The 15,419-nt window shown below is 41.7% G+C and carries 12 protein-coding genes, 1 tRNA gene and 1 pseudogene; 3 read left to right on the top strand and 11 right to left on the bottom strand.

Features of this window, described 5'->3' with window-relative positions:
• Nucleotides 1–470: 470 nt before the first annotated feature.
• From C4S39_RS03530 to C4S39_RS15105, 4 genes are all read right to left on the bottom strand, one after another.
• Nucleotides 471–1,241 (bottom strand): MBL fold metallo-hydrolase, encoded by a 771-nt coding sequence (locus C4S39_RS03530; protein WP_103965664.1) that lies wholly within the window; start codon nt 1,239–1,241, stop codon nt 471–473.
• A gap of 1,043 nt (nt 1,242–2,284) precedes the next feature.
• Complete coding sequence (locus C4S39_RS03525; protein WP_103965663.1) at nt 2,285–2,941, bottom strand: hypothetical protein; 657 nt, start codon at nt 2,939–2,941, stop codon at nt 2,285–2,287.
• Nucleotides 2,934–5,801, bottom strand: coding sequence for a DUF927 domain-containing protein (locus C4S39_RS03520; protein WP_103965662.1), 2,868 nt, complete (start codon nt 5,799–5,801; stop codon nt 2,934–2,936). Before C4S39_RS03520 ends, C4S39_RS03525 begins: the two co-directional genes overlap by 8 nt.
• 22 nt (nt 5,802–5,823) lie before the next feature.
• Nucleotides 5,824–6,117, bottom strand: coding sequence for a hypothetical protein (locus C4S39_RS15105; protein ID WP_146059738.1), 294 nt, complete (start codon nt 6,115–6,117; stop codon nt 5,824–5,826).
• On the opposite strand from C4S39_RS15105, the gene C4S39_RS15100 reads away from it, so the two are divergent.
• Entirely contained in the window at nt 6,116–6,328 is a 213-nt protein-coding gene (locus C4S39_RS15100; RefSeq protein ID WP_146059737.1) for a hypothetical protein, read from the top strand. The two genes, C4S39_RS15105 and C4S39_RS15100, sit on opposite strands and share 2 nt — an antisense overlap.
• Nucleotides 6,329–6,594: 266 nt before the next feature.
• Here the strand turns inward: C4S39_RS15100 and C4S39_RS03505 are convergent, their stop codons facing one another.
• The 7 genes and pseudogenes from C4S39_RS03505 to C4S39_RS03480 form a co-directional block, all read right to left on the bottom strand.
• The gene (locus tag C4S39_RS03505; protein WP_103965659.1) at nt 6,595–6,858 is read right to left on the bottom strand and encodes a helix-turn-helix transcriptional regulator; all 264 of its coding nucleotides are present in this window, start codon (nt 6,856–6,858) and stop codon (nt 6,595–6,597) included.
• A 177-nt stretch (nt 6,859–7,035) separates the two neighbouring features.
• On the bottom strand, nt 7,036–7,872 hold the full coding sequence (locus tag C4S39_RS15240; RefSeq protein WP_103965658.1) for a hypothetical protein: 837 nt from the start codon (nt 7,870–7,872) through the stop codon (nt 7,036–7,038).
• 284 nt (nt 7,873–8,156) lie between these two features.
• The gene (locus tag C4S39_RS03495) at nt 8,157–9,860 is read right to left on the bottom strand and encodes a tetratricopeptide repeat protein (protein ID WP_103965657.1); all 1,704 of its coding nucleotides are present in this window, start codon (nt 9,858–9,860) and stop codon (nt 8,157–8,159) included.
• A gap of 449 nt (nt 9,861–10,309) precedes the next feature.
• Entirely contained in the window at nt 10,310–11,542 is a 1,233-nt protein-coding gene (locus C4S39_RS03490) for a tyrosine-type recombinase/integrase (protein WP_103965656.1), read from the bottom strand.
• Between the two features lie 165 nt (nt 11,543–11,707).
• Nucleotides 11,708–11,797, bottom strand: a tRNA-Ser gene (locus C4S39_RS03485).
• 416 nt (nt 11,798–12,213) lie between these two features.
• Nucleotides 12,214–12,423 (bottom strand): annotated as a pseudogene (locus tag C4S39_RS15680) (transposase); the annotation flags it as partial.
• A 5-nt stretch (nt 12,424–12,428) separates the two neighbouring features.
• On the bottom strand, nt 12,429–12,800 hold the full coding sequence (locus tag C4S39_RS03480; protein WP_219817911.1) for a transposase: 372 nt from the start codon (nt 12,798–12,800) through the stop codon (nt 12,429–12,431).
• Nucleotides 12,801–13,298: 498 nt separating this feature from the next.
• Here C4S39_RS03480 and groES point away from each other — a divergent pair, with 498 nt between their 5' ends.
• Together groES and groL are read left to right on the top strand one after the other, a co-directional pair.
• Nucleotides 13,299–13,589 carry a co-chaperone GroES gene (gene groES / locus C4S39_RS03475; protein ID WP_103965655.1) on the top strand — a complete coding sequence of 97 codons (291 nt, stop codon included), beginning with the start codon at nt 13,299–13,301 and terminating at the stop codon, nt 13,587–13,589.
• Between the two features lie 53 nt (nt 13,590–13,642).
• Nucleotides 13,643–15,292 (top strand): chaperonin GroEL, encoded by a 1,650-nt coding sequence (groL, locus tag C4S39_RS03470; RefSeq protein WP_103965654.1) that lies wholly within the window; start codon nt 13,643–13,645, stop codon nt 15,290–15,292.
• Nucleotides 15,293–15,419 lie beyond the last annotated feature (127 nt).

Raw genomic sequence — 15,419 nt, 5'->3', positions numbered from 1 at the left:
CAGAGTTGGAAAGAGCGTATTATTCGCAACTGAAAGTGTCAGGCATCACAGCTTGACTCAAACTAACGAGTCTCCGGAAAAATCGGGGCGGTTCAGTTTGGTTTTTAAGCGGGATCTCGCCAAGAAGGAACAATAATGATGTCTGCTCTTGCCAATTCCTCCACACTAAGTGACGATTGAACACTCAATCCCTCATTCGAAAGTAGCGGGCCGGATTCCTCCGCATAGATCTTTAGTTCAAATAATTTCTGATCGTGCAGGAGATCACCAAAAATAATACATGGTACCGATGAGTGAAAAGGACTGAAATGATTAAAGGCGACAACCGCAACTAATGGGACAGCCATATTAAAACCTCGCAGGTTAAACTTTTTTATCGTTCAAATAGTATTATGATGAAAGCTTGTAAATAATCAGACAATATGTGTAAAAAATAATGCATCAGACAAGGCTGATGCATTGTTCGGGCCTTAAAACGTATATGATTCACCATCATCGGGTACTAATACTCGTTGCGTCATTTCCTTTGCTCTGAGAAACTCACCCAACTCTTTTCTGGTTAAAGTGGCATGATTCACTGCTTCCATGTGGCTTGCAATAATAGTTGCCTCAGGAGCGGCTTTATAGATCTCATAAATATCTTCCTTGCCCATAATAATCGATTCATTACCAATAACTTGTGCATCACAACTGTTTAATACAACCACATCAGGATGATATTTTTTCAGGCTTTTGTCGACTTCTTCACACCAGACCGTATCTCCAGCGATATAAAATGTCTTTTCATTGGGATGTTTGAGAATGATGCCGCTCACTTCGCCCAGCAATTCCTTCATGTTCTCTACTACCTTCGGCCTGCCGTGTTGCCCCAGGGTTTTAATCAGCGTAATACCCTCATAATCGTTAACTTCATTGAGTATCTGAACATTATTAAATCCGGCGGATTTTACGGCTTTTGCATCTTTTTCATGTTGGGTAAAAATCAACATGTCTTTAGGAATTGCCTTTTTAGCCGCATCATCCCAATGATCTGGATGATCATGCGTTAAGATAACCGCATCCACATCAATTATCTCATCGATTGACATAGGTAATTCCGATGTTGGATTGTGAATATGCTCGTTGATCGTCCCGCCAAATCCAGGTAAGGCTCCTTTTTCTGCCAGCCAAGGGTCAATTAGAATTTTCTTACCCCCATAATTAATTTTAAGTGTTGCATTTCTGATTTGCGTGAATTGCATTTTTGTAGTGCTCCTCTAATGGTTTGTGTGGAAGATATTATGAGGAAGCTAATAAAAAATGATGAGTGACCCTGATGTCATTTATCATAATATTTGGGCCAAATAATATAAAACCGCTAATGGTTGCTATAACACTCAGATTTTATATATATCCAGGAAGGTAAAGGGTTAGCGGCTACGTTTATGCAGGATCGTTGAAGCTACTCCTTTGAATCCATGACCTGTCTGCGGGAGCGATAGCCAAGCCGGTAGAGTGCAAGCAGGATGGTGTTATTGTTCATTGTTTTGCCGTTTCTATGCTCATTGGGAAGCAGTATAGTCTTACTTTTTTAAGTAAAACATCAATGTGAATGACCCATTACTAGATAATCCCATGAAGCCAGAAAACGAAGCCCGGTAAAACGCTGGGCTTTTTTATTGCCAGCACTGACGGCGAGGCATGAATATCCTGCAGGCAAAAAGAATCTTGTTGTTCTCACCTTCTCATTACCTGAACTGACAGCGATAATTTGCAGCGTTTAAACGCACTTGGTATTGTTCACATTGCAGCGAACCGGCCAAGCAATCTCTCAAAAAACCGGATTGTTTATTGTGGCATTTTATGTGGGACAAGTCATAAAACTGCTTGTAACTTGTTTATTTTATTGATGTTATGGCGGCGGTGTCATTCACACTCGATCAATAATGTATTGTAATTAAAAGAATTTATTTTTCATTATTAAAAAGTTACTACATTTCTTACCACATTTTTTTAATCGCTGCCCGGTTTTTAGGCAGTTTCTCTGCATAGTTTTTAATCACTCTGAAAGTATACCCCCCCCCTCCAAAACTCCCGCACATAAAAATCTGATTAAGCGAACGGTCTATTCAATGTTAATTGTAGAGTTTTGATCACCCCCCTATAAATTACGCGGTTATGTACAGATAAATAAGCGAACGGTCTGGAAGCTAAAAGCTATAGAGATTCACCCCCCCCTACCTTTAATTCTATTTTTTGCAAGTGATGTCTAGGCGCGGTACTGGAAGCAAGAAGCTGTAGAGAATTAACCCGCCCCAGTACCAGCAGTAGACTGGTAGTCAGTGCATGATTCCGGTGCAATCAGTACACGTTCTCCAACATAGAAAGCCTCAAGCATAGGATGATGCTGGCCACAAACAAACCGGAATACCGGACGTTTATCGGTAAGTATTTTTTCCATGCTGATATGCTTACACCCTTGACAGCTTACGCCTTTGCTGGATGATTGAGTGAAGGGATAAATAATTCTGTATGGATCAATGCCGTATTTCTGGCAGGTCATCGCCCATGTTCTGATTTGTTCGGATTGTGGCATGGTTTGAAGCTTCATGATTTGTTCCATAATCTCATCACTACCGGCTGTTACTTTATTACAACAGGTAAGCAGCAAGCATATTGCAATCGGATTTACAGGATACGTTTTTGCATCGCTAAAATTATCTGAAGCCACCCCTTCAATGGGCGCATCTTTTTCTTGTTTTACTCCTACCCCCTCATTTTCTTGTCGGAAATGTCGGAAATGTCGGGAACAATCGATGAAACCCTCATGGATATTATCTTTCACTGTTCCGACATTTTCATTATTTGTATCCGACATTGTCGGGAATTCCCGACATTCTGCTTTATTTACGGCATCTTTCCTTCCGTTTTCTGGCTTGATCATCGCATCCCAATCAATCATTTTCAGTACCCCAGATTGCAGGCAGTATGTGAAATACTCGCTTATCACCATCACCGGGGAGTCTTACCTTAGGTTGCAGATTCCTACCTTCACCTTTTCGCATGTAGCCACGTTCAATCAGTAAACGTGCAACTGCCCGATAATCAAAACCTTTACATATTTCAGCCTTGAACACTTCCGGATAGCAGTAATATTCAAGATTGCCCTCAGCATCTTTATCCCGGAATCCAGCCTTATTCATCGTTCGGGGTGCATGATCATCTTTAGTGACAGATCGATCTATATCAGTAAACCTGGCTTCACCATGCAGTTCCAGGAAATGCCGCACTTGTTCAATCATCGTTCGGTCTTCCTTATTGCCTTCACCGCCAAATGCCTGAAGCCATGCCTTAAAGCAGGTGATGGCGGCCTGCATTGCTTCCCCTGGCTGCCATCCGGTAATGCCCCAATCGGTAGCCAATTCGCCCGCAGCACCGGCAATGGCAAACCGTGCCGCTACTCGCTGTGCTTGCCCACTGGCCGCATTGGTCAGTGTCGCCTTTTCAAACTTCAATCGCGCATCAGCTAAGGAATCACGTAAGGATTCACGATTCTTGAGCACCTGTTCAATGAAAGCAGGGAAGGCGGTACCATAATATTTATTAACTGCCAGCCCCAAAGCTTTGGCGAATTTATCGCCGTCATCGAAACCGTGTAGATTCTCAAAACAGCCCCAACCTTTCCCGGCATCAGCCGGGATATCCGCCATACGCAATTCAGCCCCGGCGGGTGTTTTTTTGTTTGCTTCCGCTACATGCTGGCTTAAACTCAATTCACCTGAGGATAAAAACAGCAGCCGCCACTTGGCCGTATTGCGTGAGCCTCCATTCTGGTTTGCTCTAACCTTGGCCTGCCCATTGGCCAGCATGTAGGCGGATTCACCGGCAATCCTGGCCTCGATCATTTTTAATTCATCCAATGTCAGAATTGCATCACAGTGGGATAGGGCAGTGCTTTCCAGCCCGTTATCCGTTGATCGCCACCGCTGCAAATACTCCGGTGAACCGCACACGCTACCGGCCACATATAACGCACTGGTTTTACCGCTCGATGATTCGCCCCGGTAATGAAAGCCGCCTGATTCCATCTCGATCAAATGCAGCAACGGTGCAGCGAATGCAATCGATACTGCGAAGGTTAGACGGCTATTGCCTGCACACCAAGCCGCCACATGTTCGCGCCATTGGGCCAATGTGCCACGCTGCCGGAACAGATTGGAATCAGGACGGTTATCACTGAATAACCATTCATCATCGGATTGACCGATGGAACCATCCGGAAATACAAAAACCAGATCATTATTGACACCATGCCAGCCGGTACGGTTAGTGGTTCGCGCGCGTTTCTCAGGGTTTTGTGTTTGCAGGTATTCAATGACTAATTGCCGGGCTTTGGGCGCAATGGTTAATCCTTCGGATAACAAACGGCTTGAAGCTTCCAAACCATCACCATTAAACGAACGGGCAGGAATAACCAATCGCTTGACTTTATTATCCGGATCGGAAAAACGTACCAACGTACCCCATTCCCTGGAATCGACATCACGCGCCAATGCCAGCACTTCAAGCCGTCCGCTGATTTTACGGCGGCGTAATCGCCCGTCTTTGGTGGGCTCCATAAAATAGAGGCCATCATCGAACAATTCAAAGACACGCTGCATTGTTTCGGCTTGCTGTTCATCTTGTGAGCTGGCTGGCTCTTTTTCCTTGGTACCTGGTGATACAAAAATATCTTCCCGATTCAGCAACAGGGCGAAATGCGAAGCTTCCCAGCCGCGACCAACCAAATCAGCCGCATCATCACCGATGGCCATACGTTCACCATCATCCAGCGCCGCTGCCCTGGTGTTGCCCTCATCTTTCCAACTTGCTGTTAATGCTAGTTTCTCGACATCCAGCATCCGAACCGAATGCGCGCCCGCTGCGGTCAACTGCTTTATCAGATCATTGGCGGCTTTCTTTCCGGCCAGATCGTTATCAGGGAAAATCACGCAATCACGCCCGGCAAGCGGTGCATAATCGGATTTGCTTACAGCCTGGCTTCCACCTTGCCAGCACAGTAACGGATGATCGGGCAGAAGTTTTTGCAGGGCTTCCGCTGCCTTCTCACCTTCGACAAACCAGCAATCAGCATCAGGATATTGCAGCAGGGAAGGCAATCCATAGAGCGGGCGTAAGCCTGGCGGCGCTTTGAACCGCCATTCAGGCTTGCCGTTTTTCTCCCAAAGTGTCAGCGGTGAGAATTGTTTTTTCTCACCGTTGGTTTCTTCATATCGATAATGATAAAAGTTAATGCAACCATTTTTATCATGATAGGGATAGCGTTTTGTTGGTTTGCCGTGTCTTGGGTGTGCAGCCGGTGGCTTGGGTGCATTGCCGGGAATCGGCATTACACAATGCCAGCCGTCACCATCACTACCCTGTGAAACCGAGGTAATGTTCGATTCTTTCTTACTGAGTGATGGCTTACCATTGCCGGATAATTTGGAATTGCTTCCGGCGCGTTTTGGCGGGCTGCTTTGCTCCGGTTCAATCCCAAGAAATGCGGCCAGCCGCTCGGCTGCTTTAGATTGTGACTCACCTTCCAAATAAGCAATCAGGCTGACCAGATCAAGTCCTTTGTCACCGGTGGCAAAGTCTGACCATTTGCCGGTATGTAGGTTGATCGAGAACGAACCCGGCTTACTGTCCGATCTTTTGGGATTCAGCGGAAGATATTCATCACCTTCACGCCTGCCACCGGGTAGCCAATGACTTAATACGGGATCGATGCTACCCAGTGCAGCGAATGCAACCCGTTTAATGTAGGTTATATGCACCATTATTCTCTTAAATTATTCATGGTTAAACCTCCCCCATTACGGGTTGTTCTTTTCTGGCAGAAAATTTAATCACTTCGCTTTTTATGGGCTTTTTCCTTTCAGGTTTCTTGAGGATAAGGACGAGGGTTTTTTGAACCAGTGCAAATTCATCTTCTTTCAATGGTTGAAGGAAATTTACAAACTCTTCTGCCCAGTCTGCCATTGCATATTTTTTCCTACACTCTGGATCGATGTGTGAGACGTTGGCGGGTGTTGCGGCGGGTGAGGCTGATTTGGATTTACGGCGTGTGGACGTACTTTTTGATTGAGCAGCCATGATTGGCCTCCTTTTGGTTTTGTTGAATTGCACCCTTGTTGAGAAGGTGACCGAGTACTTCAACACCGCCAAAAGTCGGCTGACAACTTTCCCGGATTTCTCCAGTATTGTATCGTTGCCCACTACTCGGCCATTAAAAACTATGGACGTAAAAAAACCACGACTATCGGGCGCGGGACATTCCGCTTTTGGAAGTGTGTTGAGCACTTGAACGAAAGAATAATCCCTGTAAGGGGATAAAGTCAACGGGAACATTTTGAACGCCTCCCGTTTAACCGGCGATCAAACCACTTACAGAACTCTTTAGCAGCAAGATGTTCTTTTCTGATATGGTCAGGATGATCCTTAAGCCACGCCTTCAACATTTGCTCAGCAGTAGAACCACGGGCAGGCGGTGAAATTCTGCACGCGCATCCTTCGCTGTGCAGCCTATGGGTTTCAATTATTCCATTTGCCGGTGCAAAATTATTCATATCTTTATGCCTTTGGATGTTTGCTGGATGCCACGTTGATTTGATCATGAATCCATTGCTGCACCTCAGATTCACGCCAGCGGCTGGCATTGCCAATTTTTACCGGCTTGGGGAATTTACCTTCTTTCATTAACTGATATAGAAAGCTAGTTTTAAAACCGGTTTGGAATTCGACTTCAGCAAGATATAAGAGCCGTTCAAGCTGTGATGTCGATTGATGTTTTTTTTGCTGCAACTGATGTTGCGGAGTGGATATAGTTTGATTCATTGATTCTCCTTAACGTATCTATATGTTTCCGTACTCCATGATTGCGGAATACTTAGGGAGACTAAATGGTCAAACTTATACTGTCATACGTGGCGGGTAATTGGTGGAATTTTGGCGAATGTGGCGGAGAATTGGCGGACAGAACGATAAATAAGTGGCGGAAAAATGGCGGTTCAATTAATTTTCTTCAAGCAATCCTCTGCTATCTAGTAAATTTTCTCGATGCTGCCTACTACGTGCGGGAAGATTCTCGCTTAATATTCTTGCTAAAGTATTTGATCGATATCTACCTTCACGGTAGAGCCAGTTAGCAACTCCGGCTGGATTGTACTTATATGGCTTTTTGCCGTATCTGGCGCTATCTAAACCATTACGTGAAGCTTTATCAAAAAACTTTATCCAATCTTCACCATGAACTACAGTAAACAATTGCCCAATTTGTTTCTTTGTTAAAGGATCAAACAGTGAGCATTCCTCTTCACTGAAACAATCATCGATTGGGCTCTGATGATTTATGTTGTAAATCGAGGGATTTTCAGAAAGCGATAAGTGTTTTTGAGTTAAAAATTTAAATGATGTTCCTGCTTTTATTTTATCAAGATCAGCTTTAACAGCTGACAAATCAATATCAAGCCCTTTGGTGCGATACCACCTCTCACACTCATCAAGAGGAACAAGCCACTTGGCTGTAACCATAGGAGCTAACATTTTATTCTCACCGCTATACATCCCCGCCTTTAACAATTTCAGATATTCCGTCCACGATAGCAGTGTTTCAGGATGTAAAACCTGTAGCTCCCCTAATCTAATATCGTTAAAAGCGACCATGATGTATGTTCCAATATCCTCGGAACGATCCAATTTCTCAGTTTTATTATGCACGCACAGCAGAGAAGCGCACTGAGCCACAGTAAGGCATTCATTTTTTTCTAATTGACAAAGATCGGCTAACTCTTCAATAGCGACCATTGATTCATCAATATACTCTTCGGAATAATCAAAAAGCCTGGCCATATAACACCCCTTCAAGTGTACCCTTCAAGATAGGTCACCCCAAGGCGGTGAAGGTTTCCGCTTTTCGCCTGGCCGGGCTATGGGATGATGAAATTATTCTAACGTATAATCCGATTTTTCAATTTATTATTTTTCTAATAATTTCTTGTAGAATAGAGAGAACTAATCATGCACGCCGAAAAAAACATTGTTATCGATCCCTCGTTGAAAGTTATGTTTAAATTTCACTATAGCCACGGATCAAAGTGATTTTTCTTAGCGAATTTACGATAATGCTTAATTCTTCAGTTTATAGAAAACATCTCTTTCACTCCATCTAAGCATTTTTGTCCCTTTTCGGGCTCTCCGAGTATGTAGAAACAATTGCTTTTGTTAAAAATCGCATTAGCAACCTGTTGTTTAATATCTATTACATCGCTAGTGCTAAATCGTTGTATTAGATTGTCATAGCATTTAATTTCATTATCATATTCCTTTAGCAGATGGTGAGCACAACCTTGATTAAAAAGTGCTTTTGCAACCATTATTTGCAGAACTAATTCCTGACTATTTTCAAATCGTTTTACAAGATCGTCATAGCATTTAATAGCATAGGGTGGTATTCCTATCTGATCGAATATCCAGCCTTTAATGAACATTGCTTCTGCAACAGGAAGAAGCAAAGAGATTTCTTCACTATCTGTAAATTCATTTATAACACCATCCCAAATATTCATGGCAGAAGCTACATCGCCATTGCTGTATTGTGAAGAAGCCAACTTCATTAGGCCATCAGCATCTTTATTTTTTTTGAAACAATTTATTAAAGCAACTTTGTCGTTTTGTAAGTTACGGTTTTTTTGATAATAGAACTCAATTTCAGGTTCAGTAATATAAGCTGCTTCTGGAATAATAGGAATTGCATCTTTAGGCGATATAACAAATCCATTAGTGACTAAATTATTAAGACTTGCACGTAATATCGGTTCATCAATATTATTTTTTTCATGCCCAAAAATATCCAAAAGGACGCATCTGATTCTTTGAATTGTGAAAGGATATACAAATCCAGAAAATAATAATCCTATGGCGCGAAATGTGTTTTTATCGAGTTCTGGTAAAAGTTCAAAACGTTGATGCATTAACTCGAAATGTTTACTCATACAAATGGAACCTAAAGTAGGGAATAGTCGGCCTTCCGTTTCATTAATGGCTCTTTTTAATTCCTCTTTTTGATCATTATTTGCAGGTTCAAGTGTTAATTTATAATCAAATAGATCATAAATTTTATGTAATTGCCCAGTATTGTCTAGAATACTGTTTTTTAACTCTGGCCCATCCCTACATGTTGCTGCTAACACACAGACACTTGTAATTTTTTTTAATTGATTAAACGTGTGTTGAAAATCGAAAAAATTATTCTCATATAAATTTAAATCATCGAATAACCATATTACTTTTTTTTCTGCAAGAAGTTGCAAAGCCTCATCGCTTGGTGAATTATTTATGGGTAAGCTGATAACAAAGAAATTATTTAGCTTTTTAAGTACTTCAAATAAAGTGCGCGTTTTACCTTCAGTGGGATTGCCGATGAATAAGATATTGCGGCCCTGTTCCAATAGTTCTGTCAAGTCTTGCTCGGTGTAACAAACCTTGTTTACTGGGCTTGATCCGTACGAAATTGCTTTGCGATTGATATACTTTTTGTAATAAGGACGTAGTGAGCTTTTTAATGCTTCTCCTGGCTGCATTTCTGTAAAATTTAGGTTTTCAGGCGTTAAATACCTAGTTTCTACGATTAAATTGTACTCATTTTTGAGCTCTTTATTAATTAGATCGATATATTTTTCAGCACTGAATAATATGATTAATAAAGTGAAAAACAAAAGAAAACTAAAAACGATTGGGTCATTTACCCAATTTTTTATGTAATCATTGAAAAAGGGAATTACTAATCCAGCGAAAATTGCGCCCCACAAAGTTTTGATTTGGTTTTTAGTTATTTTCATATGAATTTAAAAAGAAATAAATCTCAAATTAAATAAAGTATTATTTATCAAAGTTGAGCAGCGGTTCATTTTGAAATTTTCTTATATGGCGATAATTTTATGAAGGATATCTATTATGCGGAAGTCATTACAATATAAAATTTGCATGTTTTCCTTTTGGATGTAAAGGGATGATGCTAGTAATAATATTTTGATAGATAAATAAACCTTTTTATCCGCATCGGGTATGGATCAACAGGATAATTCCGCGCCGTATTTTCGCCTTGAAAATTACCATAATACTTCAAAATGTCGGGAATTCCCGACAATGTCGGATACAAGTAATGAAAATGTCGGAACAGTGAAAGCCAATAGCCATAAGGATATCAGAGATTGTTCCCGACATTTCCGACATTTCCGACAAGAAAAAGAGGGGATAGGATTAAAACAATAAAATGGTGTTGAAAAAATTAATTCGATTTGCCAAATAATGGAATGACATCGGCTCCTTTTTCCATTGCTTCTAAATGATCGCTCCACCATTGCATCATTCTTTTTCGCTCCGGTAAATATTCCGCCCGGTTATATGCTCCCCTTACTTCATTCCTTTCACCATGTGCAAGTTGCCGCTCAATTGCATCAGGACTAAATAACCCGGATTCGTTCAATGCAGTGGAAGCGACTGCCCTGAAACCGTGTCCAGTCATCTTACCTTTATATCCCAGGCGATACAGTGCAAAAAGCAATGTGTTATTGCTGATTGGTTTGTTAGGATTACGCCCCGGTAATAGGTAGCGGCTATCACCGGCAATGTTTTTTAATTCAGTCAGTATGCTCAATGCCTGGCTGGTGAGGGGCACTACATGCTCGTTCCTCATCTTCATTCGTTCACTGGGAACAATCCATAGCGCATTATTTAAATCAAACTCTGCCCACAATGCCCCAATCAGTTCATTGGTGCGAACAAAGGTTAAAGCCAGCAATTGCAAGGCAAGTTGTGTTTGTTTATCCCCTATCTTTTCATAGGTAGCTATTGCTCGTAATAAATCTGGTAACTCTTCAGGTTTGACAGCCGCCTGATTCTTTTTCTTGTGCGGTGTTAGTGCACCCCTTAAATCAGCAGTGGGATCACGACTGCAACGGCCGGTTGATACACCGTAGCGGAATACTTGACCACATACCCCAAGCACTCTATGCGCCAGGTCATAAGAGCCACGATGTTCAATGATACGGATCATGTTGAGTAATTGCGGGGCATCGATCTGACTGATTGGGTACAAGCCAATATAGGGGAACACATTCCCTTCGAGTCTGCGTAAAACATCCTTGCCATGACTTGGTACCCATGTATGGGTTTGTTTGGTATACCACTCACGGGCAACAGCTTCAAAACTATTGGCTGTGGCTTCCTTTGCTTTTTGCTTATTGATTTGACGATCAATCGAAGGATCAATATTGCTGGCTAGTTTAACTCGTTCAGCCTGGGCAAGCTGGCGGGCTTGTTTTAATCCTACGACAGGATAAACGCCAAGGGATAAAGACTTTTCTTTGCTATGAATTTTATAGCGCAACCGCCAATACTTGCGGCCATCTTCATATATCCATAGGTAAAGCCCCTGGCCATCGTGAAGCTTACGTATTTTGGCGTCTTCAGCAACTGCATTCTTGCAGGCCAAGTCTGTTAGTAATTCTTTCAAAGCCATAATGTGGTAACTTTAGGTGTGGTAAAAATAGTTACCACGCAACTTACCACATTTTTTTACTGGCTTCTAGCGAATTATTCTGGATTGCTGCGGAGGCAAACTTCTTTTAAATCTGCTTGCTTATTGTGTTTCGTGGATTTCCTTGAACTGGCATGGAAGTGTAAATGGCGGAGGCGGTGAGATTCGAACTCACGGTAGAGTCACCCCTACGACAGTTTTCAAGACTGCTGCCTTAAACCGCTCAGCCACGCCTCCTTTCAAAACCTGCAGGCCGAATCATACCTTTTAGAGTTCTTCTTGGCTAGCTGCTGAATAGCTAATTTATCCGTTAAATAAAGAATTGTTGAGGGTGATCCTATTTGTTCTTTATGATTGTTATATTGAGTTTTTTGATTTGGGGAATTTAACTTTATGAATTATTTAATGGATTCTTACATTAAATAATTTCTTCAGTATTTATCTGGTATTTTATTGACTCAATTTAGCTGTAGAGAAAGCATATTCTGAGATATGGTAGATGTATGTGGTTGAATCTGAAGACGGAAAGACTGGAGCAGATATGTGTCAGCATCAATCAAGATATAGTGCGACGCTGTATCTGGGTGACTTATTTTATGCTTTGGCGCTATTTTTAGTGCTGGGTATTTCTGTTTTTAATATCTTGGATATCAATGGCTAGCATTGATCATTAGCCATTCGTAATCCCAAAACTTCCAGTATTTTTCCCATACTCCCTTATCACGCAAGCGGATAAAACGACGGTGAGTGTTATCCCAGTTTTTATAGTCCGGTGGTAAGCCACGTCACAGCGCACCCGCGCGAATAATCCAGAAAATCGCATCAATAAATTGACAATCATCTCTTGCTGTACTGCCCCAACTATAGCCTACATCACATAGAATGATTCAATTTTAAAGAGCTGCCCAACGGTTTGGTTTTGCTGTCTTCTGATTGCTTTGGCTTGTGCCCATTTGTGCTCAATGGGGTTAAGGTCTGGCGAATATGCCGGTAGATATTCAAGCGTATATCCGGCTTGTGTGATTGTATTCTGAATATCCTGCCTTTTGTGAAAGGTCGCATTATCCATGACCACGACTGATGCTGACGGAAGCTTTGGCAACAGATCGTGTATCGTCCGGCCGAAAAAAGTATCTGCATCAATATTGCTTATGAACACCACCGTCAAAAGACATTTGCCGATCAACGCATCGATCACATTGACGCGACCTCCGGCATGCCGATTACAACACCGTGACACCGCTTGCCAATGGGTGCATGTTCATGTGTTCGTGGCATATTTGGCTGGCTTGAGTTCGTACTTCATGGTTCATCAGTATTTGAAAGCTGGAGAATATAAATAAGTTTTAAAATAACAGGATTGAAAGTTTGTGCTAAGACTATAAATACGCTTTAGTAAGTTAAATCGGGTTTAAGTGAAAATCTCATGATAGAGATTATCATGGCGATAATTAAAACGAAATTCAGTTTGAAACACTACAACCAATTATCTAATTCCGGAGTTGTTTATTTTTTATCCTGGATTTATTTTCTTTCTTACATTCATTGTGTTATATGAAACTAATAATTTTATTATTTTGCGCTCTTGAAATTTTGAACCACAAACCCTATTATTAGCACTCGCGGTTGTGGAGTGCTAATAATCCTAATATTAGAACCTTGACTTTTCAGTAGTGTTAAAAATGATGTGTACATATATGTATATATCAGTTTATTAATTTTCAAAGGAGACAGCAGCATGAAAATTCGTCCTTTACATGATCGTGTTATCGTAAAGCGATTGGAAGATGAACGTAAAACAGCTTCAGGTATTGTTATTCCTGATAGCGCAGCAGAAAAACCAGATCAAGGTGAGATTCTAGCTGTAGGCAAAGGAAAAGTAGGGGATGACGGAAAAATTCGTCCGTTGGAAGTGAAAGTCGGCGATAAAGTATTATTTGGTAAATATGCTGGGCAATCCGTCAAAGTTCAAGGCGAAGAACTTTTAGTCATGCGCGAAGAAGATATTATGGGTGTAATTGAAGGTTAATTCGTAGTTCGATGACACGCAAAAATAATGTATTGAGAGATTAGGAGAAGAATATGTCAGCAAAAGAAGTGAAGTTTGGTGATTCAGCGCGCCATAGAATGGTAGCCGGTGTAAATATTTTAGCCGATGCGGTAAAAGTAACATTAGGACCGAAGGGACGGAATGTTGTTCTGGATCGTTCCTATGGTGCGCCCACCATCACTAAGGATGGAGTGTCCGTCGCCAAAGAAATTGAATTGAAAGATAAATTTGAAAATATGGGTGCACAGATGCTAAAAGAAGTGGCTAGCAAAACATCTGATGTAGCCGGCGATGGGACAACCACTGCAACCGTGTTGGCGCAAGCGATCGTCAAAGAAGGCATGAAATATGTAGCGGCTGGTATGAATCCGATGGATCTCAAACGTGGAATTGACAAGGCAGTAACCACAGCGGTCGGTGAATTAAAGAAATTGTCAAAGCCATGCGCGACAGCAAAGGAAATTGCGCAAGTTGGAAGTATTTCTGCAAATTCTGATAATGAAATTGGCAAGATCATTGCGGATGCAATGGATAAAGTGGGCAAGGAAGGCGTAATTACAGTTGAAGATGGATCGGGATTGCAGAATGAATTGGAAGTTGTCGAAGGTATGCAGTTTGATCGTGGTTATCTGTCGCCTTATTTTGTAAGTAGCGCGGAGAAACAGATTGCGCTGTTAGATAATCCATATATTTTGCTGCATGATAAGAAAATTTCTAATATTCGTGATTTATTACCAATACTGGAACAGGTTGCGAAAGCAGGTAAGCCGTTACTGATTATCGCTGAAGATGTTGATGGTGAGGCACTTGCCACATTGGTTGTGAACAATATACGCGGTATTCTCAAAACTTGTGCAGTTAAAGCGCCTGGTTTTGGTGACCGCCGTAAAGCGATGCTTGAAGACATCGCAATTTTGACTGGTGGTACGGTTATTGCTGAAGAAGTTGGTTTGACGCTAGAGAAAGCTACATTAAATGATCTCGGTCAAGCTAAACGTATTGAAGTAGGGAAAGAGAATACTACAATTATCGATGGCGCAGGCAATGGCGATAATATTGAAGGACGTGTCAAGCAGATCCGCACACAAATTGAAGAAGCCACGAGTGATTACGACAAAGAAAAACTGCAGGAACGTGTTGCTAAGCTGGCCGGTGGCGTTGCGCTGATTAAAGTTGGTGCTGCTACAGAAGTTGAAATGAAAGAGAAAAAAGCCCGGGTTGAAGATGCATTGCATGCAACACGTGCTGCTGTGGAAGAAGGTGTTATTCCAGGTGGCGGTGTGGCTTTATTGCGTGTTATTTCAGTTGTCAAAAATACCAAAGGTGATAATCATGATCAAGACGCCGGTATTAAGATTGTTTTGCGTGCGCTTGAAGAACCTTTGCGTCAAATTGTAACGAATTGTGGTGATGAGCCATCCGTTGTTGTTAATAAGGTAGCTGAAGGTCAAGGAAATTTTGGCTACAATGCCGCAACGAGCGAATATGGTGATTTGGTGGCAATGGGCGTTCTTGACCCAACCAAAGTAACTCGTTCTGCTTTACAGAATGCAGCTTCAGTTGCGAGCTTGATGTTGACTACTGATGCAATGGTTGCCGAATTGCCTAAGGAAGATGCGCCTGCCGGTGGCGGTATGGGCGGTATGGGCGGCATGGGTGGCATGGGCGGCATGGATATGTAAGGAAAATACTTATTTATACTGCTTTTTGAATTAAACAGACTTCAATTTTATATTGAGGTCTGTTTTTTTATGTCTACTATTAAGTTAACTAAATAAATAGAGATATTTATCAGGCGTTATATTTTTC

Source organism: Nitrosomonas ureae (genome assembly GCF_900108305.1).
Classification (GTDB): domain Bacteria; phylum Pseudomonadota; class Gammaproteobacteria; order Burkholderiales; family Nitrosomonadaceae; genus Nitrosomonas; species Nitrosomonas ureae_B.
Note: the sequence above shows the minus strand (reverse complement) of the source record. Positions and strands in the feature narration are given on the sequence as shown.